Here is a 26466-nt window from a genome sequence, read left to right on the forward strand (position 1 = left end):
CGCTATGCCCATCCAGCCCATCCGCCTCTTCGGCGACCCCGTGCTCCGGCGGCGCGCCGTCGAGGTCACCGACTTCGACCGTGAGCTCCGCACGGTGGTCGCGGACCTGACCGACACCATGCTGGAAGCCCGCGGTGCCGGCCTGGCCGCACCGCAGATCGGTGTGGGCTTGAGGGTCTTCACCTGGAACGTCGACGGCGAGGTCGGGCACCTGATCAACCCGGTGCTCTCGCTGTCCGAGGAGATCCAGGAGGGCGACGAGGGCTGCCTCTCCCTGCCCGGCCTGATGTACGACTGCCGCCGCGCACGCTCCGTCGTCGCCGGGGGTTTCAATATGCACGGCGAGCCCGTCGTGATCGAGGGTTCGGACCTGCTCGCGCGCGCGATCCAGCACGAGACCGACCACCTCGACGGGGTGCTCTTCATCGACAAGCTCGACGACGCCGCCCGCAAGGCCGCGATGAAGCAGATCCGCGAGTCGGAGTGGTTCGGTCTCGACCGGCCCACGGTCAAGGTCAGCCCGCACCGCACGGGCGGGTTCGGCTTCTGATGCGGGTCGCGTTCGCCGGCACGCCCGAGGTCGCGCTGCCCTCCCTCGAGGCGCTGCTCGCCTCCCCGCACGAGGTCGCTGCGGTGATCACCCGCCCGGACGCCCCGTCGGGGCGGGGGCGCAAGCTGGTCGCGAGCCCGGTCGCCCAGCGCGCGGAGGAGCTCGGCATCCCGGTGTTGAAGCCCGAGCACCCCCGCGACCCCGCGTTCCAGGACGAGCTCCGCGCTCTCGCAGTCGACGCCTGCCCGGTGGTCGCCTACGGCGCCCTGCTGCCGACCTCGGCGCTGGAGATCCCGCGGCACGGCTGGATCAACCTGCACTTCTCGCTGCTCCCAGCCTGGCGCGGCGCGGCCCCCGTGCAGCACGCCGTGTGGGCCGGCGACGAGTTCACCGGCGCCACCACCTTCCGGATCGTCCGCGAGCTCGACGCGGGGCCGACGTACGGCGTGATGACCGAGCGGATCCGAGCCACCGACACCTCCGGCGACCTGCTCGGCCGGCTGGCCGAGGGCGGCGCCCAGCTCCTGGTCGCCACCCTCGACGGCATCGACGGCGGCCAGATCGAGGCGCGCCCGCAGCCGCTGGACGGCATCACCCTCGCACCCAAGATCTCCGTCGAGGACGCCCGGATCGACTGGACCGAACCGGCCGTGGCGGTCGAGCGGCGGATCCGGGCCTGCACCCCGGCTCCCGGTGCCTGGACGCTGCTGGCCGGCGAGCGCTTCAAGGTCGCTCCTGTCACGATCAGCGACGAGACCCTGCCTGCGGGTGAGCTGAGGATCGGCAAGAACGAGGTCCTGGTGGGCACCGCGACCCGAGCCGTCCGGCTCGGTCTGGTCAAGGCGTTCGGCAAGAAGGAGATGCCCGCCGCCGACTGGGGCAGGGGCGCCGGACTGGCCGCGGGGACTACCTTCGACGCATGAGCGCCGACGATCCGCGCCGGCCCGCCACGCCGTCCGACGTGGAGGCGATCTGCCTCGCCTTGCCCGAGGTGGAGTTCGGCATCACCTGGGGAGACCGTCCGACCTACAAGGTGCCGGCGGGGGAGAAGGGGCGAGGCTTCGTCCTGCACCGCGCCCCGCACAAGAGCGCGATCGATCCCAGCACCGGCGAGCAGTACGACGACCTGCTGGTCATCCGCACCGCCACCGAGGCCGAGAAGCTGGCGCTCGTCGCCGGCGGCCCGTACTTCACCATCGACCACTTCAACGGCTACAACGCGGTCCTCGTCCAGGAGTCGCGACTAGGAGAGATCACCGTGCAGGAGCTGCGCGAGGTGCTGACCGATGCCTGGCGCGCGGTCGCGCCGAAGCGACTCGTCAGGGCCTTCGATGAGTGAGCGCCGGCCCGGCCGCCGTCGCCCCGCGGCGCGCCCCGCCAACCGGCCGCGGGTCGATCCGGCGCGACTGGCCGCCTTCGACGTGCTCAAGGCCGTCCGGGTCGACGAGGCCTACGCCAACCTGGTGCTGCCCCACGCGCTGGCCAAGCACGGCCTGAGCGGTCGCGACGCCGCATTCGCGACCGAGCTCGCCTCCGGCACGCTGCGTCAGCAGGGCACCTACGACGCGATCCTGGCTGCCTGCATCGACCGGCCGTTGGCCAAGGTCGAGGCGAAGGTCCGTGACGCGTTGCGGCTGGGCTGCCACCAGGTGCTGTCGATGCGGGTGCCCGACCACGCCGCGATCAGCACCACCGTCGAGCTGGTCAAGTCCGCCACCGGTCCCGGTGCCGCCTCGTTCGCCAACGCCGTGCTGCGCAAGGTCTCTCGGCACACCCTGGCCGAGTGGGTCGACGAGCTCGCCCCGACCCCGGGTCGTGCCCGCGATGCCCTCGAGTTCTCCCACCCCGCGTGGATCGTCGACCTGCTCGCCGACGCCGCCGGCGAATCTGAGCTCGGCGCACTCCTGGCCGCCGACAACGCACCACCACGAGTCGTCCTCGTCGCCCGCCCGGGACGCGCCGACGTCGCGGAGCTGCCCGGCGAACGCACCGCCTACTCGCCCTACGGCACCGTCCTTCCCGGAGGATCGCCCTCGGAGGTCGCTGCCGTCGCCGACGGACGCGCCGGCGTCCAGGACGAGGGTTCCCAGCTGGTCGCGATCGCCGCCGCCGAGGCGCCCCTCTCCGGGTCCGACACCCGGTGGCTCGACCTCTGCGCCGGGCCGGGCGGCAAGTCCGCGCTGCTCGCCGCCCTGGCCACCGGCGCCGGCGCGGGTCTGGTCGCCAACGAGGTCCAGGTCCACCGCGCCGGACTGGTGGCCCGCAACCTGACCGGCGCCGACGGGGTGAGCGGGGTCGTCGCGGGGGACGGCACCTGGCCGCCGTACCGGGCCGGGTCCTTCGACCGGGTCCTGGTGGACGCGCCCTGCTCGGGGCTGGGGGCGCTGCGTCGACGTCCGGAGGCCCGCTGGCGTCGCACGCCCGCTGACGTCGCGACACTGGTCCCGCTCCAGGTCGCGCTCCTCGAGAGCGCCCTCGACCTGGTCCGACCCGGCGGCGTCGTGCTCTACGCCACCTGCAGCCCCGTGCTCGCCGAGACCAGCGGCGTCGTCGAGACGGTCCTGGCCCGGCGCGCGGACGTGGTGCTCGAACCCATCGCGGGCGCGGTCGGAGCCATCGGTGACAGCGCCGGGCCTGTCACCGGGACCGTGCAACTATGGCCGCATCGGCACGGGACCGATGCGATGTTCATGGCACTGCTCAGGAAGGCGTGACGATGCCCGGTACGAAGAAGAGCTGGTCCGATCTCTCCGACGCCCAGAAGGGCGCCGTGATCGCGGCGGGAGTCGCCGAGATCGTCCTCACCACGGTCGCCCTGCGCGACTTGAGGAGCCGCCCGGCCGCGGGCGTGCGGGGCCCGAAGGCACTGTGGGTGCTCGCCATGGCGGTCCAACCCGTCGGGCCGCTGGGGTACCTCGGCCTCGGTCGGAAGAAGGCGGCCACCACCGGCGAGTGAGCCGGCCCTAGGATGCGGGCTGTGACGCACGTCCAGATCACCCCCAGCATCCTGAACGCCGACTTCGCGAACCTGGCCACCGAGGTGGCCCGGATCCCCAGCAGCGACTGGATCCACGTCGACGTGATGGACAACCACTTCGTCCCGAACCTGACCTTCGGGCCGACGATGATGGAGGCGCTGAGCCGGGCGACCGACACCCCGCTGGACGCCCACCTGATGATCGCCGACGCCGACCGGCACGCGCCGGCCTACGTCGAGGCCGGAGCCGCCAGCGTCACCTTCCACGTCGAGGCCGCCGCAGCCCCGATCCGGTTGGCCCGCGAGATCCGCAAGGCCGGGGCCCGCGCCTCCATGGCGCTGCGGCCCGCCACCCCGATCGAGCCGTACGAAGAGCTGGTCCCGGAGCTCGACATGATCCTGATCATGACCGTCGAGCCCGGTTTCGGCGGGCAGAAGTTCCTCGACCTGTGCCTGCCGAAGATCCGTCGGACCCGCGAGTTCATCCAGCGGCACGGCGGCGAGTGCTGGTTGCAGGTCGACGGCGGGATCAGCCTGGAGACCATCGAGCGCTGCGCCGAGGCCGGGGCGGACGTCTTCGTCGCCGGCAGCGCCGTCTTCGGTGCGGGTGATCCTGACCACATGGTGCGATCCTTGCGAGACGCCGCCGCCGCTGTGGCACACTGATCGGACGAGCAACAGCTCGCGTGCACTGGGGGCGGTGAAATTCCGCACCGGCGGTGACTGAGGAGACTCAGAAGTCCGCGACCCTGACACAGCCCGTGTCAGGTTGAGCAGGTGAAATTCCTGGACCGACGGTCAGAGTCCGGATGAGAAGCGCACGCAACGCCGAACGGTGCCGTCCTCGCGACGGTGTCCGTGGTGGCGTCGATGCCCCCTGGTTCGCGGTACGCGGACACTAGGAGGCCCCCGATGAGGAGCAGCGCCGAAGAGCGCGCGTTGAGTCGCGCCGTCGACATCGCCGCCTCCGTGCCGGGACCGATCCTGCCGAACCCGCGGGTGGGCTGCGTCCTGCTCGATCCCGACGGCACCGTGATCGCCGAGGGCGTCCACCGTGGCGCCGGGACCGCGCACGCCGAGGTCGACGCGCTGAACCGGGCCGGAGGTGCCGCCCGCGGGTCGACCGCGGTCGTCACCCTCGAACCGTGCAACCACTCCGGACGCACCGGGCCGTGCGCCCAGGCCCTGATCGACGCCGGCGTCGCCCGCGTCGTGGTCGGCCGCACTGACCCCAACGCCGAGGCCGCCGGCGGGATCGAACGTCTCCGGCACGCCGGGATCGACGTCGACGTCACCCCGACGCAGGCGGCCGACGAGCTCACCCGCCGGTGGGGCGTGGCCGTCGGCCGACGACGCCCCTGGGTGGTGTGGAAGACGGCGATGACACTCGACGGTCGGATCGCCGCCGCCGACGGCACCAGCCAGTGGATCACCTCGCCCGAGGCTCGCGCCGACGTCCACCGGCTCCGCGCCGAGGCCGACACCGTCCTGGTCGGCACCGGGACCGCGCTGGCCGACGACCCGGCACTCACGGTGCGCGACACTGCCGGTCACCCGCTCCCGCACCAGCCGCTGCGCGTCGTGATGGGCCGGCGTACGGTGCCGGCCGGAGCCAAGCTCCGCGACGACTCCGCCGCGACCGCCTTCCTGGACACCCACGACCCGGGCGAGGCGCTCCGACAGCTGTGGGACCTCGAGCGACGCCACGTCTTCCTCGAAGGCGGCGCCACCCTCGCCGCTGCATTCCTGCGCGCCCGCCTCGTCGACGAGATCGTCGCCTACATCGCCCCCGTCCTGCTCGGAGCCGGCCCCACCGCCGTCGCCGACCTCGGCATCACCACCCTGGCCGACGCGCTCCGACCGGCACTCACCGAGGTGAGTGCCATCGCGGGCGCCGAAGCCACCACAGCGCGGCTCACCCTGACGCCGCAGGAGGTCACACCCTGATGTTCACCGGAATCGTCGAAGAGCTCGGCACCGTCGCCGCCCTGGAGGACCAGGGCGACGCCGTCCGACTCACGCTCAGCGCCAGCCACGTCCTGGACGGGGTCCAGCTCGGCGACTCGATCGCCGTCAACGGCTGCTGCCTCACGGTCGCCACGCACGACAGCGTCACCTGGACGGCCGACGTGATGGCCGAGACGCTGGCGAAGACCTCGCTCGGCGTCCTGGTGCCGGGCTCCCCGGTCAACCTCGAGCGCGCCGCGACCCTGGCCACCCGCCTCGGCGGACACCTGGTGCAGGGCCACGTCGACGGCACCGGCGAGATCGTCGAGCGAACGCCGAGCGAGCACTGGGAGCTGGTCTCGATCCGGATCCCCGCCGCGCTCACCAAGTACGTCGTCGACAAGGGCTCCATCGCCCTCGACGGCGTCAGCCTGACCGTCGTCACGATCGTCGAGGACGTCGTCACGGTCAGCCTCATCCCCGAAACCCTCGCCCGCACCACGCTGGGCACCAAGGTGGTCGGTGATCCGGTCAACGTCGAGACCGACATCATCGCCCGCCACGTCGAGAAGCTGGTGAACCGATGAGCACTCCGAACACGCCTCCCGTGGGCACGCTGCGCCTGGACAGCATCGAGCGAGCGATCGAGGACATCGCCGCGGGCAAGGCCGTCGTCGTCGTCGACGACGAGTCCCGCGAGAACGAGGGTGACCTGATCTTCGCCGCCTCCGCCGCCACCCCCGAGCTGATGGCCTTCACCATCCGGCACAGCAGCGGTGTGCTCTGCGTGCCCGTCACGGCCGACCGTGCCGACGAGCTGGAGCTGCCGCTGATGGTCGCGCGCAACCGGGACCCGCTCCGGACCGCCTTCACCGTCAGCGTCGACGCCGCCCACGGGGTCACCACCGGCATCTCCGCGGCGGACCGGGCCCACACCGCCCGGCTGCTCGCCGACCCGACCGCGACCGCCGGTGACTTCACCCGGCCCGGCCACATCTTCCCCCTGCGCTACGCCCCGGGTGGTGTCCTGGTCCGCCGCGGCCACACCGAGGCGGCCGTGGACCTGGCCCGGCTGGCCGGTCGCGGCGAGTCGGGGGTCCTGGTCGAGATCGTCAACGACGACGGCACCATGAAGCGCGGTGAGGACCTGCGCACGTTCGCCGACGAGCACGGCCTCGCGCTGGTCTCGATCGACGACCTGGCGCAGTGGCGCCGACGCCACGACGCCCTCGTCGCCCCGCTGGCCACGACCCAGCTCCCGACCCGGCACGGCACCTTCACGGCCACCGGCTGGCGTGACCTGATCACCGGCGAGGAGCACGTCGCCCTCGCCGTCGGTGACATCACCACCGGCGGCCCGGTGCTCGCCCGGGTGCACTCGGAGTGCCTGACCGGTGACGCATTCGGCAGCCTGCGCTGCGACTGCGGCCCCCAGCTCGAGGCGTCGATGGCGATGATCCAGGCGGCCGGACGTGGCGTCCTCGTGTACCTCCGCGGCCACGAGGGCCGGGGGATCGGGCTCGGCGCGAAGCTGCAGGCCTACGCCCTCCAGGACGACGGCCACGACACGGTCGAGGCCAACCTCGCCCTCGGCCTGCCCGTCGATGCCCGCGAGTACGCCATCGCCGCCCAGGTCCTGCGCCACCTCGGCGTCGACACCGTCCGGCTGATGACGAACAACCCGCAGAAGATCGACGCCCTCTCGCTCTACGGCGTCGGCGTCACCGAGCGGGTCCCGCTCGCCCTGGAACCGACCGCGCACAACCGCGCCTACCTGGCGACCAAGCGCGACCGGATGGGGCACACCCTCCCGGCCGACCAGACCCGTGCAGCCACGAACACCGAAGGAGCAGCCCGATGAGTGGAGCAGGAGCCCCGCGTCCCGAACCGATCGACAGCAGCGGCCTGCGGGTGGCCGTGGTGGCCGCCAGCTGGCACACCGAGGTGATGGACGGACTCCTCGCCGGCACCCAGCGTGCCCTGGACGACCACCAGGTCGCGGCTCCCGTGATCGTCCGGGTCCCCGGCACGTTCGAGCTGCCGGTCGCCGCCCAGGCGTTCGCCCGGCAGGGGTTCGACGCGGTGATCGCGCTCGGCGTCGTGATCCGCGGCGGCACACCGCACTTCGAGTACGTCTGCTCCGCCGCCACCGACGGCCTCAACCGGGTCGCCCTCGACGAGTCGGTCCCGATCGGTTTCGGGGTCCTGACCTGCGACACCGACGAGCAGGCGTTGGACCGTGCGGGGCTGCCCGGCTCGGCCGAGGACAAGGGCTACGAGGCGACGGCCGCCGCGCTGGCCACCGCCCACACGCTCCACCGGATCCGCAAGCACGCCTAGCGGCGACGTCCGGGCGTGATCTCTGGGACTGATACCCGGTGGGTATCCACCTGGTGGACCCCCTAGGCTTGTCCAGCGTGAAGACGTTCGAGGAGCTGTGGGCCGAGCTCAACGAGAAGGCCCGCACCCGTCCAGCCGGTTCCGGCACCGTCGCCCAGCTCGACGCGGGCGTCCATGCGATCGGCAAGAAGCTGGTCGAGGAGGCCGCCGAGTCCTGGATGGCGGCCGAGCACGAGGGCAAGGACGCTGCAGCACTCGAGATCAGCCAGCTGATCTACCACGCCCAGGTGCTGATGATCGCCAGCGGCCTGACCCTCGACGACGTCTACTCCCACCTGTGAGGCCCTGATGACTGACGCCACCTCCGCAGCGAAGCTCCTCCGCGTGGCGGTCCCCAACAAGGGATCGCTCTCCGAGTCCGCCTCCGGCATGCTCCGCGAGGCCGGCTACCGGCAGCGGGACGACTCCAAGAAGCTCACCCTGATCGATGAGGCGAACGGGGTCGAGTTCTTCTACCTCCGCCCCCGCGACATCGCCCTGTACGTCGGCTCGGGCACCCTCGACGTCGGCATCACCGGCCGCGACCTGTTGCACGACTCCGGCGCCAAGGCCGACGAGGTCCTGCAGCTCGGCTTCGGTCGCAGCCGCTTCCGGTTCGCCGGGCCGGCCGGGGTGTTCACCACCGTCGCCGAGCTCGCCGGCAAGCGGATCGCCACCTCCTACACCGGGGTGGTCCGCGCGTTCCTCGAGCGCGAGGGCATCGAGGCCGAGGTGATCCGTCTCGACGGTGCGGTCGAGACCAGCATCCAGCTCGGTGTCGCCGACGCGATCGCCGACGTCGTCGAGACCGGCAGCACGCTGCGCCAGGCGGGCCTCGAGGTCTTCGGCGAGACCATCCTCGACTCCGAGGGAGTGATGATCGCTCGCCACGGTGTCGATTCAGGCGCCGACGAGCTCGAGATCTTCCGCCGCCGCATCGAGGGCGTCCTGGTCGCGCGCAGCTACCTGATGATGGACTACGACATCCCCGCTGCCACGGTCTCCGCGGCCGTTGCGCTCACCCCGGGGATCGAGAGCCCGACCGTCTCGCCGTTGCATCGCGAGGGGTGGGTCGCGGTCCGGGCGATGGTCCCGACCGACGGCTCGCAGCGTCTGATGGACCAGCTCTACGCCATCGGCGCCCGCGGGATCCTGCTCACCGAGATCCATGCCTGCCGACTCTGACATGCTGGCGGGCCTGCCGCGGACCTGGCGTCCGCTCGGCCCGCGGATCGTCGCGATCGTGCTGGTCATCGGTCTCGGTGTCGTCTGCGCCACCTCCTGGATCGCCATGGGGCCGGAGGAGCAGGCGAAGTACACGACGTTCCAGCTGCTCACGCTGGCTTTCATCGCGCTCCTGATCCTGACCTGCATCCACGCCCTGACCCGCTCCCGGGTCACCGCCACCCGTGACCATCTGATCGTGGTCAACGGGTACAAGCGGCGCGACCTCGAGTGGGCGCAGGTGATCGCCATCCGGCTGCCGTCGGGTGCCCCCTGGGTCCGCCTCGACCTCTCCGACGGGGAGGAGATCTCGGCGATGGGGATCCAGTCCTCCGACGGTGGCCGCGCCAAGGTCGCCGTGCGCGAGCTGCGCCGCCTCGCGGACGCCCTCAGCACCCCGAATTGAGGCTTCCTGCTGCCGACTTGAGGGTTGGCGCAGCCGAGTTGAGGGTTGTTGCAGCCGAGTTGAGGGTTATCGCTCGTCCGGAAGCGTCATCACGACGTCGGCCCGCTCCCGGGTCCGGGCAGCGGCGAAGTGCCGCGACTCCTGCTCGGCCCACCGCTCCCAGTGGTCCCCGAAGTCACCTCGCGCTGTCACCCGCTCCAGCCGTACGGCGACGGGCGCCTCGACCCACACCAGCAGGTCGGCCCGGTGGTCGGTGCCGCCGGCCCCGACCCCCTCGATGACGAGGAGCGGGGTCGCGGGCACCGCGACCTCGTCGGTGTACCGGTCCTCGACCCAGTCGTAGCGCCGGTAGCTCGCCGGCCGGCCGGCGGCGACCGCACCCAGGATCGCGTCGACCTGACCGACCCCGGCGGCCAGACCGTCCCAGCCGTCGTACAGGTCGTCCATGTGCACGACGACGCAGTCGGTCAGGACCGGCACCAGCGCGGCCAGCGTCGTCTTGCCCGCGCCGGCCGGACCGTCGATCAGGAGGACGCGGGGTCGGGCCTCAGATGGCGAGGCCCTCACCCCGGTAGGTCGCCACGGTCTCGACGAAGTGGTCGCCGGCCAGCAGGTGGGCGTCGTTGGAGTGCTCGAAGAGCTCGCCGGACTTCGCGTGCCGGAACCAGACCAGGTCGCCGATCCGGAGGTGCTCCGCGGCGGGCCCCACCAACGGGGTCTGCGCCTCGCCGGCACCTTCGAGCCCGGTGAGTTCGAGCCCGGCGGGAGCCCACGGGATCGGCGAGCGGTCGGCCCCGGTCGGGCCCGACGCGATCAGGCCGCCACCGTGGACGGTGGCGGTCGACGCATTGGGCCGGCGCGAGACCCGCACCCCGAAGTAGGCGGCGGGGCGCGGAGCGAAGCTGCGGTAGTGGTCGAAGATCCCCGGCACGAGGAGCCCGGAGCCCGCCGTCACCTCGGTGACCACCGGGTCCGAGGCCGAGGACTCGATCGAGCCCGAGCCGCCGGCGTTCCAGAACTCGATCTGGGCCAGGGAACCGATCGCGTCGATCACCTCGCGGCGCCGGGTCAGGAGCTGGTCGATCGAGCGGTCCTTGAGCCCCCGGATGATCGCGGAGCGCAGGCGTTGGCCGGGGACGTCGTCGGCCAGGCCGGCGACCTGACCCTCGTAGGTCATCACGCCGACCAGGGTGAATCCGGGACGTTCCACGATCGCTCGGGCGAGGGCGAGTGCGCCGTCCGCCCCGGTGACGGGGGATCGGCGCGGACCGATCCGGGTGACCTTGAGGTCGAGGCCGGCATCGAGGTCGATCGCGATCCGGATCGGCACCGCGTGCGAGTGCCGCACGGAGTCGACCACGTCGAGGTGGTCGACCGAGTCCACCATCAGGGTGATGTGCGAAGCGGCAGTCGGGGATGAGACCAGCCGGGTCAGAGCCCCCCGATCGACGGTCGGATAGGCGACCACGATGTCGTCGCTGATCCCGTGCTCCTCCAACCACAGCGCCTCGGCCAGGGTGATGCCGAGCACCCCGGCGAACCCGGGGTGGGCGAGAGCGCGGGAGATCAGAGCCGGCACGCGGAGCGACTTCGACGCGACCCGGATCGGCACGCCGGCGGCGCGGCGCGCCAGGTCGTCGGCGTTGGCGTCGAACGCGTCGAGGTCGACCACCATGATCGGTGTTGCCAGGGGAGTGTCGTGCTTCTCGACCGCCCCGGAGAGTCGTGTCCAGAGCTGGTTGCGCGCACTCGTCGTCATCGGATCCCTACCCACGGCTCGGAGTCTGTCATGCGCGGAAGCGGGACGTGCGGAGGCGGGGTGCGAGAATCCTCGGCGTGCGTGACCGCGACATCCTGGCCCCGGCGTTCCCCGACGACGCCGGGACCGCCGACGCCGAGCTGACCGACGCCCTCGCCGGACTCGGTGGAGGCGCCACGACGTACGCCGACGTGCTCGCTGCCCTGGTCCGGGCCCGGATCATCGTGCCGGTGGTCGCGGTCCTCGGCGAGGTCGAGATCGACGAGAACGGCCTCGCCCACGACAAGACCGCCGACATGGCGACGGTCCTGCTGCGCGGCGCCGACGGTCGCTCCGCACTGCTCGGGTTCACCGGGATGGAGACGCTCCAGCGCTGGCAGCCCGAGGCCCGGCCGGTGCCGGTGACCGCGGCCGATGCGGCCAAGGCGGCGATCCAGGACGGAGCCGACGCGCTCGTCGTCGACGTCGCCGGGCCGACCACCTTCGCCGTCGAGGGCGAGGACCTGGTCGCGCTGGCCTCCGGGTGGGAGCTGGTCCGGATCGGCGCCCGGTCCGCGTGGATTCGGCCTGCGGAGGAGTGATCCCGTAGGGTGTCTGGAGTACACAAGTGGAAGACCGTTTCGGATCTTCCCACCCGCATCGATCGCCGCTCCATCAGATCGTCGGGTCGGACCCGCATCACCTGAAGTCATTTCAGGGAATGTGTCGGCGTGCGCCTGCCGTTGAGGTGGGTGGACGTCAGTTGGGCTTCCGCTTGCGTCGGAAGCCCATTTCTCATTTGGAGGACACATCAGCACCGAGCTTCGTATCAACGACAGGATCCGGGTTCCCCAGGTCCGTCTTGTTGGTCCCAACGGCGAGACCGTCGGCATCGTGCCGACGGGCGATGCACTGCGCCTTGCGCAGGAGGCCGACCTCGACCTGGTCGAGATCGCCCCGCAGGGCAACCCGCCGGTCGCCAAGATCATGGACTACGGCAAGTTCAAGTACGAGAACGCGCAGAAGGCGCGCGACGCTCGTCGGAACCAGACGAACGTGATCATCAAGGAGATGAAGCTCCGTCCCAAGATCGACCAGCACGACTACGACACCAAGAAGGGTCACGTCGAGCGGTTCCTGAAGGCGGGCGACAAGGTCAAGATCACGATCATGTTCCGTGGTCGTGAGCAGCACCGCCCGGAGCTCGGCTTCCGCCTGCTGCAGAAGCTGTCCGAGGACGTCGCCGAGCTCGGTTTCGTCGAGTCGTCGCCGAAGCAGGACGGCCGCAACATGGTCATGGTGCTGGGCCCGACGAAGAAGAAGGCTGACGCCAAGGTCGACATGACTGTCGCCAAGGAGGAGAAGGCCGCCGAGCGTGCGGCCGACGCCGCCGCGGAGCAGGCGGTCCGCACGGCCCAGGCCGGCGACAAGCCCGTGGCTCAGAAGAAGGAGAAGCGCCGCAACGAGGCGCTCGATCCCGACATCGACCTGTAAGACCCCCCGAGTTTCCCCGTACGAAAGAGAGACACCCATGCCGAAGAACAAGAGCCACTCCGGCGCCGGCAAGCGCTTCCGCGTCACCGGTTCCGGCAAGATCCTTCGCGAGAAGGCCGGCAAGCGCCACAACCTTGAGAAGAAGGCCTCCAAGGTCACCCGTCGCCTGACCGGCACCGTCGAGGTGTCCGCCAACGACGTCCCCCGCGCCAAGAAGCTTCTCGGCCGCTGAACCTGCCGTACGGCAACCCCGACTTCCCCCCTTCCTGAAGGAGTAACACCATGGCTCGCGTCAAGCGCGCAGTAAACGCTGCTAAGAAGCGTCGTACCACCCTCGAGCGTGCCGAGGGCTACCGCGGCCAGCGCTCGCGCCTCTACCGCAAGGCCAAGGAGCAGGTCACCCACTCCCTGGTCTACGCGTACAACGACCGCCGCAAGAACAAGGGCAACTTCCGCAAGCTGTGGATCCAGCGGATCAACGCTGCGGCGCGTGCCCAGGGCATGACCTACAACCGCTTCATCCAGGGCCTGAACCTGGCTGGCATCGAGGTCGACCGCAAGATCCTTGCCGAGCTGGCCGTCAACGACGTCGCCACCTTCAACACGCTGGTCGAGGCTGCCAAGGCCGCCCTTCCGGCCGACGTCAACGCTCCGGTCAACGCCTGATCGTCGTATGACGTCTGCTCCGCTGGCCGCGTCCAACGTGCGCCTGAAGGAGCTGAGGAAACTCAGCCGCCGCTCCGTTCGAACGGAGCGGCGGCTTTTCCTTGCCGACGGCCCGAAGGCCGTCGAAGGAGCCCTCGGCGTCCCCGACTGCGTGCGGGAGATCTTCGCGACCCCGCAGGCCCTCGAGGAGTACGCCGACCTGCTCGCGTCCCACGAGGTGACCCTGGTCGACGACCGCGCCCTCGCCGGCCTCTCCGACTCCGTCAGCCCGGCCGGCGTGGTCGCGCTCTGCGCCTTCCTCGACGTCCCGCAGCGGACCCTGGGGGAGCAGCGCCTGACCGCGATCTGCGCCGACGTGCGTGACCCGGGCAACGCGGGCACCGTGATCCGGTGCGCCGACGCGGCCGGTGCCGACGCCGTCGTCCTCGCCGGTGACTCGGTGGACCTCTACAACCCCAAGACCATCCGGGCCAGTGTGGGCAGCGCCTTCCACGTCCCGGTGGCTGTCGAGCGCGACCCGGTCGCCGCCGTCGTCGCCGCCCAGCAGGCCGGGCTCACGGTCCTGGCCGCCGACATGAACGGCGACGCGGACCTCTTCGACGCCGACGAGCTGCTCGCCCGGCCGACCGCCTGGCTCTTCGGCAACGAGGCCTGGGGACTCCCGGCCGAGCTGCGCGAGCACGCCGACCACGTCGTCTCGATCCCGATCTTCGGGAAGGCGGAGAGCCTGAACCTCTCCACCGCCGCAGCGCTGTGCCTCTACGCCAGCGCCCGCGCTCAGCGCTGAGCCGCGCTGAGTCCGTGCTGAGTCCGCGCTGGGTCAGCGGTGGTAGAGCCGCCCCTCCTGGGCCTTGACGCTCGCCACCAGCACGAAGCTCATCGTCACCAGCAGGGCCCACGCGCCGATCTTGGCCGCGTGCACCGACTGCCAGGCGACGGTCTGGTCCGGGTACTGCCAGGCGCCCAGGAAGGTCGCGGCGTTCTCCGCGACCCAGAGGAAGACCCCGATCAGGATGAACGACAGCGCGAGCGGCATCCGATAGCGCGCCGGTCCGACGGTGAAGTGGACCCAGCTGCGGCGCAGGACCAGCAGCCCCAGCACCGCCAGCGGAACGCGCAGGTCGACGATCCAGTGGTGGGTGAAGAAGTTGGCGTAGATCGCCAGCGCCACCACGGCGGCCGACACCGCCGGGTAGTGCGAGACCCGCAGGTCGAAGCGGTGCCACGCCTGGCAGATGTACGAACCGACGGCGGCGTACATGAAGCCGGCGAAGAGAGGGACGCCGGCGATCGCCAGCGTCGCCGAACCGGGATACGACCAGGAACCCTGGTGCACCTTGAAGATCTCGAGGCCCAGCCCGAGCAGGTGGAACGCGCCGATGACGAGCACCTCGCGCCAGCTCTCCCAGCCGGCCACCCAGAACCCGAAGGTGAGGCCGAGGCACCAGACCAGCATGACGTCGTAGCGCGACCACGGCAGGTCGAGCAGGAAGGTCAGGCCGAGGCCGACGAAGATGCCCACGGCGAAGACGCAGGACAGCGCCTCGAGCCACGCGAACCGCAGCAGAAAGATCGATCCGGCCCGCACCACGCCGCAAAGACTAGGGTGCAAGCATGGCGGGCGACGCGGAGTGGGAGCGCAGCGACCTCGTCGTCGCCCTGGCCCATGAGCTGCGCAGCCCCCTCACGGGAGTCAAGGCCTTCGTCCAGGCCGTCCTCGACCGCTGGGACGTGCTCAGCGACGAGCAGAAGAAGTTCATGCTCACCACGGCCGTCGTCGACGCCGACCGGCTGTCCCGGCTGATCACCGAGATGCTCGACGTCGCCCGCCTCGACACCGGTCGACTCCAGCTCCACCGCCGCCGCATCGACGTCACCGATGTGGTCACGCGCGTGGTCGACAACGCAACGATGGCGACCAGCACGCCGATCGAGCTCACCGTCCTTGACGGGTTGGAGCCGGTGTTCGCCGATCCGGACAAGGTCGCCCAGGTGGTGACCAACCTGGTCGACAACGCCCTGCGTCACGGCGAGGGTCACGTCCGGGTGACGCTCGGCCCCACCACGGACGGTGTCCGGGTCGCCGTCCGTGACGACGGGCACGGGATCCCGGCGGAGCACCGGGACCGGGTGGTGGCGAAGTACTGGCGCGACGCGTCCAGTCCCGGCACCGGCCTCGGTCTGTACGTCGTCGACGGACTCGTCCGGGCCCACGGCGGCGTGCTGGAGTTCGCCGACCCCGACGGTGGCTTCGAGGTCGCCGTGACCTGGCCGAGCGACGGCAGACCGGCCGACTAGACTCGCTCCGCACGCCACCCGCCCTGAAAGGCACCGATGTCCGGCCCGAACTCTGACTACGACCCGGTCGAAGTCACCCCGCTCAAGTCCGAAGAGGTCGAGGCGGCGCGCGATGCCGCCCTCGCCGCGATCGCCGACGCCGCCGATCTCGAAGCGTTGAAGCAGGTCCGGCTCGACCACGTCGGTGACCGTTCAGCGCTCGCCCTGGCCAACCGTGAGATCGGTGCGCTGCCGCCGGCGGCCCGCAAGGACGCCGGCCAGCGGATCGGCCAGGCCCGAGGCCAGGTCAACCAGGCCCTCGCTGCCCGGCAGCAGGTCCTCGAGGCCGAGCACGAGGCCCGGATGCTGGTCGAGGAGACCGTCGACCTCACGCTCCCGACCGACCGCGTCCCCGCCGGCGCCCGGCACCCGCTGACCACCGGTGCCGAGCTGATCGCCGACATCTTCGTGGCGATGGGCTGGGAGGTCGCCGAGGGCCCCGTCATCGAGGCGGAGTGGCTCAACTTCGATGCGCTCAACCTGGGTCCGGACCACCCGGCCCGCACCATGCAGGACACGTTCTGGACCGAGCCGGCCGAGAACCACGTCGTGCTGCGTACCCACACCAGCCCGGTCCAGGCGCGCACCATGCTCACCCGTGAGCCCCCGATCTACGTGGTCTGCCCCGGTCGGGTGTTCCGCACCGACGAGTACGACGCCACGCACTCGCCGATGTTCCACCAGGTCGAGGGTCTCGCCATCGACGAGGGCATCTCGATGGCGCACCTCAAGGGCACCCTCGACCACTTCGCCACCCAGATGTTCGGCGAGGGCATCGTGACCCGGTTCCGGCCGTCGTACTTCCCGTTCACGGAGCCGAGCGCCGAGGTCGACCTGACCTGCTTCGTCTGCCGTGGCTCGCAGCTCAACGCCACCGGTGACGGGCCGTGCCGCACCTGCAAGGGCGAGGGCTGGATCGAGTGGGGTGGCTGCGGCATCGTCAACCCGCGGGTCCTCGAGGCCTGCGGCGTCGACTCGACCCGGTACAGCGGCTTCGCGTTCGGGATGGGGATCGACCGGACCCTGATGTTCCGCACCGGCCTGTCCGACCTCCGCACGCTCTTCGAGGGCGACGTCCGTTTCAGCACTGCTTTTGGGAGTGAACTGTGAAGGCCCCCGTCTCCTGGATCAAGGAGCTCGTCGACCTCCCCGAGGGGCTCACCACCGAGGCCCTCACCGACCGACTCACCGCGCTCGGGCTCAAGCTCGAGGCGATCGAGTCCGCCGGCGCCGGGATCACCGGACCGTTGGTCATCGGACGCGTCCTCACGCAGGACAAGGAGCCGCAGAAGAACGGCAAGGTGATCAACTGGTGCACCGTCGACGTCGGTGACGCCAACGGCACCGGTGAGCCTCAGGGCATCATCTGCGGCGCGCACAACTTCGGTCCCGGCGACAAGGTCGTCGTGATCCTCCCGGGCGGCGTGCTGCCGGGGAACTTCGAGATCTCGGCGCGCAAGACCTACGGGCACATCAGCGCCGGCATGATCTGCTCCGCGCGGGAGCTGGGGCTCGGCGAGGACCACGACGGCATCATCGTCGTCCCCGCCGACGGCCCCGAGCCGGGCACCGACGCCCGCGAGTTCCTCGGCTTCGGCGACGAGGTTATCGAGTTCGAGATCAACCCGGACCGCGCCTACGCGCTCAGCCTGCGCGGCATCGCCCGCGAGGCCGCCCTCGGCTTCGAGGGCACCACGTTCCGTGACCCCGCCGACCGGGAGACCCCGGCTGCCAACGCGGACGGGTACCCGGTGGTCGTCGACGACGCCGTCGGCTGCCCCGTGTTCGTCGCGCGTTCCGTCGTCGGCTTCGACCCCACGGTGCCCACGCCCGACTTCATCCAGAAGCGGCTGGAGCAGGCCGGGATCCGCTCGATCTCGCTGGCCGTCGACATCACCAACTACGTGATGCTCGAGATCGGTCGCCCGATCCACGGGTACGACCGCGACCGGCTCCAGGGCGCCCTCCGCGTGCGCCGTGCAGAAGCCGGTGAGCAGATGGTCACCCTGGACGGCACCAAGCGCACCCTGAGCGTCGAGGACCTGGTCGTCACCGACGACTCCGGCATCATCGGTCTCGGCGGCGTGATGGGTGGGGAGTCCACCGAGATCTCGGCGACCACGACGTCGATCCTGGTCGAGGCCGCGCACTGGGAGCCGGTCGCGATGTTCCGCACCGGCAAGCGGCACAAGATCAGCTCCGAGGCCGGCAAGCGCAACGAGCGTGGCGCCGACCCACGGATCTGCGAGGCGGCAGCCGACCGCGTGGTCGAGCTCCTCGTCCAGTACGGCGGCGCCACCGCTGAGCCCGGCGTCACCGTCGTCGGCCAGCCGGCACCGAGCCCGCAGATCACGATCGACGCCGCTCTGCCGGCGCGGCTCAGTGGCATCGACATCCCGGACGACGTCACCATCGCCAACCTCCACGCGATCGGCGCCGAGGTGGCCACCCAGGACGGCGGTGAGGGCGACACCCTCACGGTGACCGTGCCGAGCTGGCGCCCGGACCTGTCCGACCCCTACGACCTGGTCGAGGAGGTCGTCCGGATCGTCGGGTACGACGAGGTCCTGTCGATCCTGCCGCGTCCCCTCAACGGGCGCGGGCTGACCCGCGAGCAGAAGCTGCGCCGTCGCGTCGGCCGCACCCTGGCCGGTGCCGGTCTCGCCGAGGTGATCAACTTCCCATTCGTCGGCGACGCCGCCTTCGACCAGCTCGGTCTGCCGGCCGACGACCCGCGCCGCGACACCGTGAAGCTGGCCAACCCGATCTCCCAGGAGGAGCCGGGCTACACCACGACGCTGCTTCCCGGGCTGCTGAAGACGGCCGCGCGCAACATCGGGCGCGGTGCCAACGGCGTGGCGATCTTCGAGACCGGCGCGGTCGCGTTCCCCGTCGACGGTGCAGCGCCGATCTACGGCGTCGAGACCCGACCCACCCCCGAGCAGCTCGCCGAGCTGCTGGCGGCCATCCCCACCCAGGAGCTCCACCTCGGTGTCGTCCTCTCCGGCGAGCGGGAGCGCTCCGGCTGGTGGGGCGAGGGCACCCAGGCCGGGTGGGCTGACGCGCTCGCCGTCGTACGTCGCCTCGGCGACGAGCTCGGGGTGAGCATCGACGTGGCCAACACGACCCGCCAGCCCTGGCACCCGGGCCGCTGCGCGGTGCTCAGCGTCGAGGGCCAGGAGCTCGGCTTCGCCGGCGAGCTCCACCCGGCCGTGTGCGCCTCCTTCGGTCTCCCGGCCCGGACCGCCGCGGTCGAGCTCGACCTCGACCTCCTGCTCCGGGTCGCGCCCGAGCAGCGTCTCGCGCCGACCTTCTCCACCTTCCCGGTCGCCAAGGAGGACGTCGCCCTGGTCGTCGACGCCGACGTCCCGGTCGCCGCCGTCACGGCCGCCCTGCGGGAAGGAGCCGGGGAGCTGCTCGAGTCGGTGCGTCTCTTCGACGTCTACACCGGCGCCCAGATCGGTGAGGGCAAGCGCTCGCTCGCGTTCTCGCTGCGGTTCCGTGCGCCCGACCGGACCCTGGCCGAGGGAGAGGCCGCCGCGGCTCGCGACGCTGCCGTCGCGAAGGCGGCGGAGCTGACGGGCGCCGTCCAGCGCGCCTGACCGGGCGCCACGACGGCCCTGGCATGATCGCCCGCGTGGTTCGTCTCCGCGTCCTCGACGAGGTCTCCTGGGACGGTGTCCCCGTCCCAGGAGAGCGCACTCATGCGCTGCTGCGCGCCCTCGTCGACTCTGGCCGGCGCGGCCTGAGCGACGACGCGCTGGTGGAGGAGATCTGGGCCGGGGAGGCCCCGGCGCATCCGGCGAAGGCCCTGCAGGTCGTCGTCTCGCGGGCCCGGACCGCCACGTCGGCGACGGCGATCGAACGGACGCCGACGGGGTACCGGCTCGCCCTGGAGACCGCCGACGTCGATGCCTGGTCGGTCCGTCCCACCGGTCTCCGGCTCGCCGCCGAAGGCCGGTTCGCCGAGGCACTGCCGATGCTGGAACGGCTCGATGCCGACGACGAGGTGACCGCTGCCCAGCTGCGCTCGATCGCCGGTGTGCACGGGGTTCCGCAGGCGTTGGAGTTCTACGAGCAGTACCGGTCCGACCTCGCCGACCGTCTCGGGATCGACCCGGCGCCCGCGTTGCGGGACCTGCACGCCGAGCTCCTGCGTCGCGACCGCCCGGTGCGCTCGGGTCTGCGCTTCGACGCCGACGACCTGGTCGGTCGCGCCCACGACGTCGACCAGCTGCTCCGTCTGGTGCACAGCCACCGGCTGGTCTCGATCATCGGACCGGGTGGACTGGGCAAGACCCGGCTGGCCCACCTGGTCGGCCGGCTGACGGACGGGCCGGTCGTCCACTTCGTGCCGCTGGCCTCGGTCACCGCTCCCGACGGCGTCGCAGTCGCGGTCGCCGACGCGCTCGGCGCCCAGGGGACCGCGGCGACCGCACTCAGCCGGTCCGCCCGCAACGCCGACGCCGTCGACCGGATCGTCGACATGCTCGGCAGCGTCCCCGCGCTCCTCATCCTCGACAACTGCGAACAGGTCGTCGACGCCGTCGCCGACCTGGTCGCCGTCGTGCTCCGGCGCACGCCCCGCACCACGGTGCTCACCACCAGTCGGTCCCCGCTGGCGCTGGCCACCGAACGCGTCTACCTCCTGCCCGAGCTCGCCGAGGAGGACGGGATCGCGCTCTTCGTCGAACGCGCCACCGCGGCCCGGCCCGGGGTGATCCTCGATCCGGAGCAGGTCCGCGCCGTCGTACGACGCCTCGACGGTCTCCCGCTCGCGGTCGAGCTGGCCGCGGCGAAGGTCCGGGTGATGGGCGTGCCCGAGATCGAGCGCCGGCTCGAGGACCGCTTCGCGCTGCTCCGGGGCGGGAGCCGGGATGCTCCCGAACGCCACCAGACCCTGCAGGCCGTGATCGACTGGAGCTGGAACCTGCTCGCCGACCCCGAACGTCGTGCGCTGCGCCGCCTCGCCGTCTTCCGTGCAGGTTTCGCCCTCGAGGCGGCCGAGGCCGTGATCGGGTCCGACGCCCTCGACCGGATCTCCGCCCTGGTCGACCAGTCGTTGGTCGTCGTCGACGAGAACGCCGGCGGAGTCCGGTACCGGCTGCTCGAGACCGTCCGCGAGTTCGGCCTGCGCCAGCTGGAGGAGCACGGCGAGCTCGAGGACGCGGAGAATCGGGTCGCGGACTGGGCCGCCGACCTGGGGGACCGCGCCACGGCGCGGCTTTACACCACGGACCAGATCGCGATGATGACCGAGGTCCGGGCCGAGGAGGGCAACCTCGCCGAGGTGGTGCGCACCTCGGTGCGGGCGGACCGCCTGGGCCATGCGCTGCGGGTCTTCGCCGGCCTGGTCTCGTTCTGGACCATCGAGGGGTCCCACCTCAAGGTGCTGACCCTCGCCGACCCGGTCGTGGAGCTCGTCACCCGACGGGAGATCCCGGCCGGCGCCGAGGACGCGGCCCGGATCTGCCTGAGCGCCGCGCTGTCCAACGCGGTCATCTTCGGCCGACCGGCGGCGGAGGGAGCCACCGAGCTGCTCACCCGGCTCGGTCCGGGCGAGGGCGCCACCGGTGTGCGGGCGACGGTCCGGGTGGTGCTGGCGATCCTCGCCTCCGAGCGCTTGAACCAGGTCGAGGTGATCCGGGCGCTGACCGACGACCCCGACTCGGCGGTCGCGCGGATCGCCTGCCTGTGGACGAGCCAGGCTCTGGAGAACCTCGGCGACATCGACGGCGCCCGCGAGGCAGCCAGCCGGGCGCTGCCGCTCCTCGAACCGGGGGAGGGTCCGTGGATGCGGGCGATGCTGATGTCCCAGCTCGCCGGGCTGGAGCTCCAGGCGGGGGAGATCGGGCAGGTCCGCGCCCGCGCGGCCGAGGCCCACGGCGTGCTCTCCGAGCTCGGTGCCGACGACGACGCGGCCCAGGTGCTGGCCATGTCGGCCCTCGTCGCGCTGCGCGAGGGCCAGCTCGACGAGGCGGACGCGATCCTGGACGAGGTCGGGGCGAGCGACCACGGAGCCAACGTCTTCGGTGCCGGGATCGCCCTGCTCTGCGGCCGCGCCGAGGTGCTGCTGGCCCGCGGCGACATCGATGCGGGCATCGCGTCGTACGAGGAGGCGATCGACCGGCTCTCGACCGGCGGCGTCCCGACGTTCGACTGGGCCGACGGCTTCGAGCCGTGGGCCCTGCTGCCTCAGTCCGGTGCCCTGGCCGCCGCCGCCCGGCACGACCGCCTCGCCGGCCGGGCACCCCGTCGGCAGGCGCTGATCGAACGCGCCCGCACCCTCCTGACGATCGAGGAGGCCTGGGTCGACGTCCCGATCCTCGGCTGTTCGCTCGCCGCGCTCGGGTTCTGGGCGGCGCGCGCCGGTGATCCGGATCGGGCGGCGCACCTGCTGGCCCTCGCCGAGGCGCTCTCGCTCAACCGGATGCTGCCCTCGCTCGACCCGTCGTACGGCGACCCGCTGGTCGATCCGGTGACGGTCGGCGCCGTCCGGGCGACGTACGCCTCCCGGAACGCCGACGAGCTCCGCGCGACAGCGTTGGCCGTCGTCACGGAGCTCGTCTGAAGCTGGCCCCAGGAGCGGGAGGGGTCAGACCTTCTTGTTGTAGGACCGCACCGCCATCGGGGCGAAGATCGCCACGATCACGGAACAGCCGAGGAGGGCCCAGCCGACGTTCGCGGTGAGGTTCCCGTCGTTGATCAGGTCGCGGGTGGCGTGGATGACCAGGGTGACCGGGTTGACCGCGACGAACTTCTGCAACCACTCGGGCATCGTGTCGGCCGGGGTGAACGCGTCAGAGAGGAACGTCAGCGGGAACATGATCATCATGCCGATGCCCTGCACGGCCTGGGCCGAACGCGCCACGGTGCCCAGCCAGGCGAAGATCCACGACATCGACCAGCCAGCGAAGATCACCAGCGACCAGCCGGCGACGACTCCGGTCACGCCACCCTCCGGGCGGTAACCCATCGCGAACCCGGTGGCCAGCGTCAAGGTCGCGGCGATGGCGTACCGGAGCACGTCGGCCAGCATCGGACCGGCCAATGGGGCGATCCGGGCCATCGGGAGCGAGCGGAAGCGGTCGAAGACGCCCTTCTCCATGTCCTCGCGCATCTGGGTACCGGTCGCCATGCAGGCGGTGAGAGCCGTCTGCGCCAGAACCCCGGTGATCACGAGCGGCAGGTAGTCCTGCACTGAACCGGCCACAGCCCCGCCGAAGATGTAGGTGAACATCGCGGTGAAGAGCAGGGGCTGGATGATCACGTCGAAGAACTGCTCCGGGTTGCGGCGCATCTTCACCAGCGACCGCCACGCCATCGTGAGCGTCTGGGAGACGGTGTCGGCCAGCGACGGACGACTGGTCAGGTTCTGCTTCGCAGCCGCGATGCTGCGCTCAGCAACGAGGGCGCTCATCGGAGGGCCTCCTCAAGGTCGGATTCGGTGTTCGCGGTGCTCGATGCGTCGTGGCCGGTCAGGGCGAGGAAGACCTCGTCGAGCGAGGGCTGCTGCACCGCGGCTGAGGTGATCGAGATGCCGGACTCGCGCAAGGCGATCAGGACGTCCGCAGCCTTGTTGGCATCGGGGAGCGGGACGTTGAGAGCGCCCGCTTCCGGGGTCATCACCGGTGAGACGCCGGCGACGCGGTGGACGATCCGGCCGGCTTCGTCGAGCAGGTCCGTGTCGGACAGGCGCAGTTGCAGGCTGGACTCGCCGACACTCGTCTTGAGCTCGGCGGGGGTACCCTCGGCGACCTTGATGCCGCGGTCGATCACCGCGATCCGGTCGGCGAGCTGGTCGGCCTCGTCGAGGTACTGGGTGGTGAGCAGGATGGTGGACCCGTTGGCGACCAGGTCGCGGATGGTGTCCCACATCTGCCCGCGGGTGCGCGGGTCGAGCCCGGTGGTCGGCTCGTCCAGGAAGATCAGCGGCGGGGAGCTGATCAGGGAGGCGGCCAGGTCGAGGCGCCGACGCATGCCGCCGGAGTACTCCTTGATCTGCTTGCGCGCCGCCTCCTCGAGTCCGAACCGGCCGAGCAGGTCGTCGGCCAGTGCCTTGGACTGCTTGACCGACCGACCGTGCAGCCGGCTGAAGAGCCAGAGGTTCTCGTAGCCGGTCAGGTTCTCGTCCACGGAGGCGTACTGCCCCGTGACACCGACCAGCTGGCGGATCTTGTGCGGCTCAGCGGCGACGTCGACGTCGAAGATGCTGGCGTGGCCCCCGTCGATCGGGAGGAGGGTGGCGAGCATGGACAGGGTGGTGGTCTTCCCGGCGCCGTTGGGTCCCAACACGCCGAAGACCTCCCCGGGGCGGACGGCGAGGTCGACGCCGTCGACCGCGGTGAAGTCGCCGAAGCGCTTCACCAGGCCGGTGGCGGCGACGGCCAGTCCGGAAGATGATGGGTTCGTCATGGCTCTATCGTGGACCCGGCCGGTTTCACCGCGCTTTCACGCCGGCTTCACGCCTTTCACGCGCTTCACGCCGATACCGGCATGCACGAAGATGCACTGGACTGTATAGTCATACATATGAGCACGAAGTCCGTCGCTGTCGCCGGAGCCAGCGGGTACGCCGGCGGGGAGCTGCTGCGCCTGCTGCTGTCCCACCCCGAGGTCGAGATCGGCGCCCTCACGGGCGCGTCCAACGCGGGCCAGGCCCTCGGTGCGCTCCAGCCGCACCTGCTGCCGCTGGCCGACCGGATCCTCTCCGAGACCACCATCGAGGTCCTGCGCGGTCACGACGTCGTCTTCCTGGCCCTGCCGCACGGCCAGTCCGGTGCGGTCGCGACCGCGCTCCAGGCCGAGGACCCGAACGTCGTCGTCGTCGACTGCGGTGCCGACTTCCGGCTCGAGGACGCCGCGGCGTGGGAGCACTTCTACGGCACCCCGCACGCCGGCACCTGGCCCTACGGCCTGCCCGAGCTGCCGGGCCACCGGGAGAAGCTGGCCGGGGCGACCACCATCGCCGTGCCCGGCTGCTACCCGACGATCTCCTCGCTCACCCTCGCCCCGGCGATCGCGGCCGGCCTGGTCGAGCCCGACGTCGTCGTCGTGGCAGCCAGCGGCACCAGCGGTGCCGGCAAGGCGGCGAAGACCAATCTCCTCGGCTCCGAGGTGATGGGCAACGTCTCCGCCTACGGCGTCGGGGGAGTGCACCGGCACACCCCTGAGATCACCCAGAACCTCAGCGCCCTCCTGACGGACGCGGCCGACGCGGACACCGTGACGGTCAGCTTCACCCCGCTGCTGGTGCCGATGCCGCGCGGCATCCTCGCCACCTGCACCGCGAAGCTGCTTCCCGGCGTCACCGCGGAGCAGGTCCGGGCCGCCTACGAGGCCGCCTACGCCGACGAGCAGTTCGTCCACCTGCTGCCCGAGGGCCAGTGGCCCCAGACCAAGGCGGTCGCCGGCTCCAACGCCGTCCACCTCCAGGTCACCGTCGACGACGCGGCCGGCCGGCTGGTCGCGGTCGGCGCGATCGACAACCTCACCAAGGGCACGGCCGGCGCCGCGGTCCAGTGCATGAACCTGGCCCTCGGCCTCCCCGAGAACACCGGACTCTCCACGATCGGACTGGCACCCTGATGAGCATCACCACCCCGCTCGGCTTCCGGGCCGCCGGCGTCACCGCCGGCCTCAAGGCGTCGGGCAACCCCGACATGGCCCTCGTCGCGAACGACGGTCCGTCGTTCGCCTCCGCCAGTGTCTTCACCAGCAACCGCTGCCAGGCCAACCCGGTGCTGTGGAGCAAGGAGGTCGTCAAGGACGGGGTCGTCCGTGCGGTCGTCCTCAACTCCGGCGGCGCCAACTGCTACACCGGCGCGGCCGGCTTCCAGAACACCCACGCCACCGCCGAGCGGGTCGCCGACCGGCTCGGGATCGGCGCCGGCGACGTGGTGGTCTGCTCGACCGGCCTGATCGGCCTGCTCAACGACCAGGCGGTGCTGCTGCACGGCGTCGACCTGGCGGCCGACGCGCTGGCGGCCGACGGCGGCTCGGCAGCGGCGACGGCGATCATGACCACCGACACCGTCTCCAAGGAGGCGCTCGTCCACGGTGAGGGCTGGAGCATCGGCGGGATGGCGAAGGGCGCCGGCATGCTGGCCCCCGCGCTGGCCACGATGCTTGTCGTGATCACCACCGACGCCGACGTACCCGCTGCCGACCTGGACGCCGCGCTCCGGGCCGCGACGGCTGCGTCGTTCGACCGCCTCGACTCCGACGGCTGCCAGTCCACCAACGACACGGTGACCCTGCTCGCCTCGGGCGCCAGCGGGATCGCACCGACGGCCGACGAGTTCACCGCCAAGCTGACCGAGCTCTGCACGGACCTGGCGCTCCAGCTCCTCGCTGACGCCGAGGGTGCCGACCACTCGATCGCGATCACGACGGTGAACGCGGCCACCGAGGCCGACGCGCTCGAGGTCGGCCGCAGCGTCGCCCGCTCCAACCTGTTCAAGGCCGCGATCTTCGGGAAGGACCCGAACTGGGGCCGCATCCTGGCCAGTGTCGGCACCACCCAGGCCGCCTTCGACCCGGCCGACCTCGACGTCGCCCTCAACGGCGTGTGGGTCTGCCGCGCCTCCACGCCGGCGGAGGACCCGAGCCAGATCGACCTCGAGGCCCGCGACGTCACCGTCACGATCGACCTCAAGGCCGGCACGCACACCGCGACCGTCTGGACCAACGACCTGACCCACGCCTACGTGCACGAGAACAGCGCGTACTCATCGTGAGCGAGACGA

At 71.3% G+C, this 26466-nt stretch carries 29 protein-coding genes and 1 riboswitch; of the genes, 24 read left to right on the forward strand and 5 right to left on the reverse strand.

Annotation, left to right across the window (positions count from 1 at the left end):
* Positions 1-4 precede the first annotated feature (4 nt).
* The 13 genes from def to ACZ5J1_RS06635 all read left to right on the forward strand — a co-directional run bounded on the left by def (position 5) and on the right by ACZ5J1_RS06635 (position 9483).
* Positions 5-550, forward strand: coding sequence for a peptide deformylase (gene def, locus ACZ5J1_RS06575; RefSeq protein WP_464563664.1), 546 nt, complete (start codon positions 5-7; stop codon positions 548-550).
* Entirely contained in the window at positions 550-1473 is a 924-nt protein-coding gene (gene fmt, locus ACZ5J1_RS06580) for a methionyl-tRNA formyltransferase (RefSeq protein WP_464563666.1), read from the forward strand. The genes def and fmt overlap by 1 nt, the downstream gene beginning before the upstream one ends.
* Positions 1470-1889: an MmcQ/YjbR family DNA-binding protein gene (locus ACZ5J1_RS06585; RefSeq protein WP_464563668.1), complete on the forward strand. Its 420-nt coding sequence runs from the start codon at positions 1470-1472 to the stop codon at positions 1887-1889. The genes fmt and ACZ5J1_RS06585 overlap by 4 nt, the downstream gene beginning before the upstream one ends.
* Complete coding sequence (locus ACZ5J1_RS06590; protein WP_464563669.1) at positions 1882-3264, forward strand: RsmB/NOP family class I SAM-dependent RNA methyltransferase; 1383 nt, start codon at positions 1882-1884, stop codon at positions 3262-3264. The genes ACZ5J1_RS06585 and ACZ5J1_RS06590 overlap by 8 nt, the downstream gene beginning before the upstream one ends.
* A 2-nt stretch (positions 3265-3266) precedes the next feature.
* The gene (locus ACZ5J1_RS06595; RefSeq protein ID WP_464563671.1) at positions 3267-3506 is read left to right on the forward strand and encodes a hypothetical protein; all 240 of its coding nucleotides are present in this window, start codon (positions 3267-3269) and stop codon (positions 3504-3506) included.
* Between the two features lie 21 nt (positions 3507-3527).
* Positions 3528-4193 (forward strand): ribulose-phosphate 3-epimerase, encoded by a 666-nt coding sequence (gene rpe, locus ACZ5J1_RS06600; RefSeq protein ID WP_464563672.1) that lies wholly within the window; start codon positions 3528-3530, stop codon positions 4191-4193.
* 16 nt (positions 4194-4209) lie between these two features.
* Positions 4210-4353, forward strand: a riboswitch (FMN riboswitch).
* Positions 4354-4439: 86 nt separating this feature from the next.
* Positions 4440-5474: a bifunctional diaminohydroxyphosphoribosylaminopyrimidine deaminase/5-amino-6-(5-phosphoribosylamino)uracil reductase RibD gene (gene ribD / locus ACZ5J1_RS06605; protein WP_464563674.1), complete on the forward strand. Its 1035-nt coding sequence runs from the start codon at positions 4440-4442 to the stop codon at positions 5472-5474.
* Positions 5474-6061 carry a riboflavin synthase gene (locus tag ACZ5J1_RS06610; protein ID WP_464563675.1) on the forward strand — a complete coding sequence of 196 codons (588 nt, stop codon included), beginning with the start codon at positions 5474-5476 and terminating at the stop codon, positions 6059-6061. Before ribD ends, ACZ5J1_RS06610 begins: the two co-directional genes overlap by 1 nt.
* Positions 6058-7335, forward strand: a complete 1278-nt coding sequence (locus ACZ5J1_RS06615; protein ID WP_464563677.1) for a bifunctional 3,4-dihydroxy-2-butanone-4-phosphate synthase/GTP cyclohydrolase II — start codon at positions 6058-6060, stop codon at positions 7333-7335. Before ACZ5J1_RS06610 ends, ACZ5J1_RS06615 begins: the two co-directional genes overlap by 4 nt.
* Positions 7332-7814, forward strand: a complete 483-nt coding sequence (gene ribH, locus ACZ5J1_RS06620; RefSeq protein WP_464563679.1) for a 6,7-dimethyl-8-ribityllumazine synthase — start codon at positions 7332-7334, stop codon at positions 7812-7814. The genes ACZ5J1_RS06615 and ribH overlap by 4 nt, the downstream gene beginning before the upstream one ends.
* Before the next feature lie 77 nt (positions 7815-7891).
* Entirely contained in the window at positions 7892-8155 is a 264-nt protein-coding gene (locus ACZ5J1_RS06625) for a phosphoribosyl-ATP diphosphatase (RefSeq protein WP_464563681.1), read from the forward strand.
* A 7-nt stretch (positions 8156-8162) separates the two neighbouring features.
* Positions 8163-9038: an ATP phosphoribosyltransferase gene (gene hisG / locus ACZ5J1_RS06630; protein WP_464563683.1), complete on the forward strand. Its 876-nt coding sequence runs from the start codon at positions 8163-8165 to the stop codon at positions 9036-9038.
* On the forward strand, positions 9022-9483 hold the full coding sequence (locus ACZ5J1_RS06635) for a PH domain-containing protein (RefSeq protein WP_464563685.1): 462 nt from the start codon (positions 9022-9024) through the stop codon (positions 9481-9483). Before hisG ends, ACZ5J1_RS06635 begins: the two co-directional genes overlap by 17 nt.
* A gap of 66 nt (positions 9484-9549) precedes the next feature.
* On the opposite strand, the gene ACZ5J1_RS06640 is transcribed toward ACZ5J1_RS06635, so the two are convergent.
* Both ACZ5J1_RS06640 and ACZ5J1_RS06645 read right to left on the reverse strand, forming a co-directional pair.
* Positions 9550-10050 (reverse strand): nucleoside/nucleotide kinase family protein, encoded by a 501-nt coding sequence (locus ACZ5J1_RS06640; protein WP_464563687.1) that lies wholly within the window; start codon positions 10048-10050, stop codon positions 9550-9552.
* Entirely contained in the window at positions 10031-11257 is a 1227-nt protein-coding gene (locus tag ACZ5J1_RS06645) for an amino acid deaminase/aldolase (protein ID WP_464563689.1), read from the reverse strand. Before ACZ5J1_RS06645 ends, ACZ5J1_RS06640 begins: the two co-directional genes overlap by 20 nt.
* Before the next feature lie 62 nt (positions 11258-11319).
* On the opposite strand from ACZ5J1_RS06645, the gene ACZ5J1_RS06650 reads away from it, so the two are divergent.
* The 5 genes from ACZ5J1_RS06650 (at position 11320) to ACZ5J1_RS06670 (ending at position 14168) form a co-directional block, all read left to right on the forward strand.
* Positions 11320-11823 (forward strand): SseB family protein, encoded by a 504-nt coding sequence (locus ACZ5J1_RS06650; protein ID WP_464563691.1) that lies wholly within the window; start codon positions 11320-11322, stop codon positions 11821-11823.
* A gap of 238 nt (positions 11824-12061) precedes the next feature.
* The gene (infC, locus tag ACZ5J1_RS06655) at positions 12062-12715 is read left to right on the forward strand and encodes a translation initiation factor IF-3 (RefSeq protein WP_464564729.1); all 654 of its coding nucleotides are present in this window, start codon (positions 12062-12064) and stop codon (positions 12713-12715) included.
* 37 nt (positions 12716-12752) lie between these two features.
* Positions 12753-12947, forward strand: coding sequence for a 50S ribosomal protein L35 (gene rpmI, locus ACZ5J1_RS06660; protein WP_464563693.1), 195 nt, complete (start codon positions 12753-12755; stop codon positions 12945-12947).
* A 50-nt stretch (positions 12948-12997) separates the two neighbouring features.
* Positions 12998-13381 (forward strand): 50S ribosomal protein L20, encoded by a 384-nt coding sequence (gene rplT / locus ACZ5J1_RS06665; RefSeq protein WP_464563695.1) that lies wholly within the window; start codon positions 12998-13000, stop codon positions 13379-13381.
* 7 nt (positions 13382-13388) lie between these two features.
* Complete coding sequence (locus tag ACZ5J1_RS06670) at positions 13389-14168, forward strand: TrmH family RNA methyltransferase (RefSeq protein ID WP_464563697.1); 780 nt, start codon at positions 13389-13391, stop codon at positions 14166-14168.
* A gap of 33 nt (positions 14169-14201) precedes the next feature.
* Here ACZ5J1_RS06670 and ACZ5J1_RS06675 read toward each other — a convergent pair whose 3' ends face one another.
* Positions 14202-14972: a DUF817 domain-containing protein gene (locus tag ACZ5J1_RS06675; protein ID WP_464563699.1), complete on the reverse strand. Its 771-nt coding sequence runs from the start codon at positions 14970-14972 to the stop codon at positions 14202-14204.
* 23 nt (positions 14973-14995) lie between these two features.
* On the opposite strand from ACZ5J1_RS06675, the gene ACZ5J1_RS06680 reads away from it, so the two are divergent.
* From ACZ5J1_RS06680 to ACZ5J1_RS06695, 4 genes are read left to right on the forward strand one after another with little or no spacing between them, the layout of a single operon-like run.
* On the forward strand, positions 14996-15679 hold the full coding sequence (locus ACZ5J1_RS06680) for a sensor histidine kinase (RefSeq protein ID WP_464563701.1): 684 nt from the start codon (positions 14996-14998) through the stop codon (positions 15677-15679).
* Between the two features lie 36 nt (positions 15680-15715).
* Positions 15716-16828, forward strand: a complete 1113-nt coding sequence (pheS, locus tag ACZ5J1_RS06685; protein WP_464563703.1) for a phenylalanine--tRNA ligase subunit alpha — start codon at positions 15716-15718, stop codon at positions 16826-16828.
* On the forward strand, positions 16825-19320 hold the full coding sequence (gene pheT, locus ACZ5J1_RS06690; protein WP_464563704.1) for a phenylalanine--tRNA ligase subunit beta: 2496 nt from the start codon (positions 16825-16827) through the stop codon (positions 19318-19320). The genes pheS and pheT overlap by 4 nt, the downstream gene beginning before the upstream one ends.
* 35 nt (positions 19321-19355) lie before the next feature.
* Complete coding sequence (locus ACZ5J1_RS06695) at positions 19356-22289, forward strand: ATP-binding protein (RefSeq protein ID WP_464563706.1); 2934 nt, start codon at positions 19356-19358, stop codon at positions 22287-22289.
* 24 nt (positions 22290-22313) lie between these two features.
* Here the strand turns inward: ACZ5J1_RS06695 and ACZ5J1_RS06700 are convergent, their stop codons facing one another.
* Positions 22314-23138: an ABC transporter permease gene (locus tag ACZ5J1_RS06700; RefSeq protein WP_464563708.1), complete on the reverse strand. Its 825-nt coding sequence runs from the start codon at positions 23136-23138 to the stop codon at positions 22314-22316.
* Positions 23135-24133 (reverse strand): ATP-binding cassette domain-containing protein, encoded by a 999-nt coding sequence (locus ACZ5J1_RS06705; protein WP_464563710.1) that lies wholly within the window; start codon positions 24131-24133, stop codon positions 23135-23137. Before ACZ5J1_RS06705 ends, ACZ5J1_RS06700 begins: the two co-directional genes overlap by 4 nt.
* 117 nt (positions 24134-24250) lie before the next feature.
* Here ACZ5J1_RS06705 and argC point away from each other — a divergent pair, with 117 nt between their 5' ends.
* On the forward strand, positions 24251-25306 hold the full coding sequence (gene argC / locus ACZ5J1_RS06710) for an N-acetyl-gamma-glutamyl-phosphate reductase (protein ID WP_464563712.1): 1056 nt from the start codon (positions 24251-24253) through the stop codon (positions 25304-25306).
* Entirely contained in the window at positions 25306-26457 is a 1152-nt protein-coding gene (argJ, locus tag ACZ5J1_RS06715; RefSeq protein WP_464563713.1) for a bifunctional glutamate N-acetyltransferase/amino-acid acetyltransferase ArgJ, read from the forward strand. The genes argC and argJ overlap by 1 nt, the downstream gene beginning before the upstream one ends.
* Positions 26458-26466: the final 9 nt, after the last annotated feature.

This window comes from Nocardioides sp. JCM 18999 (genome assembly GCF_055391175.1).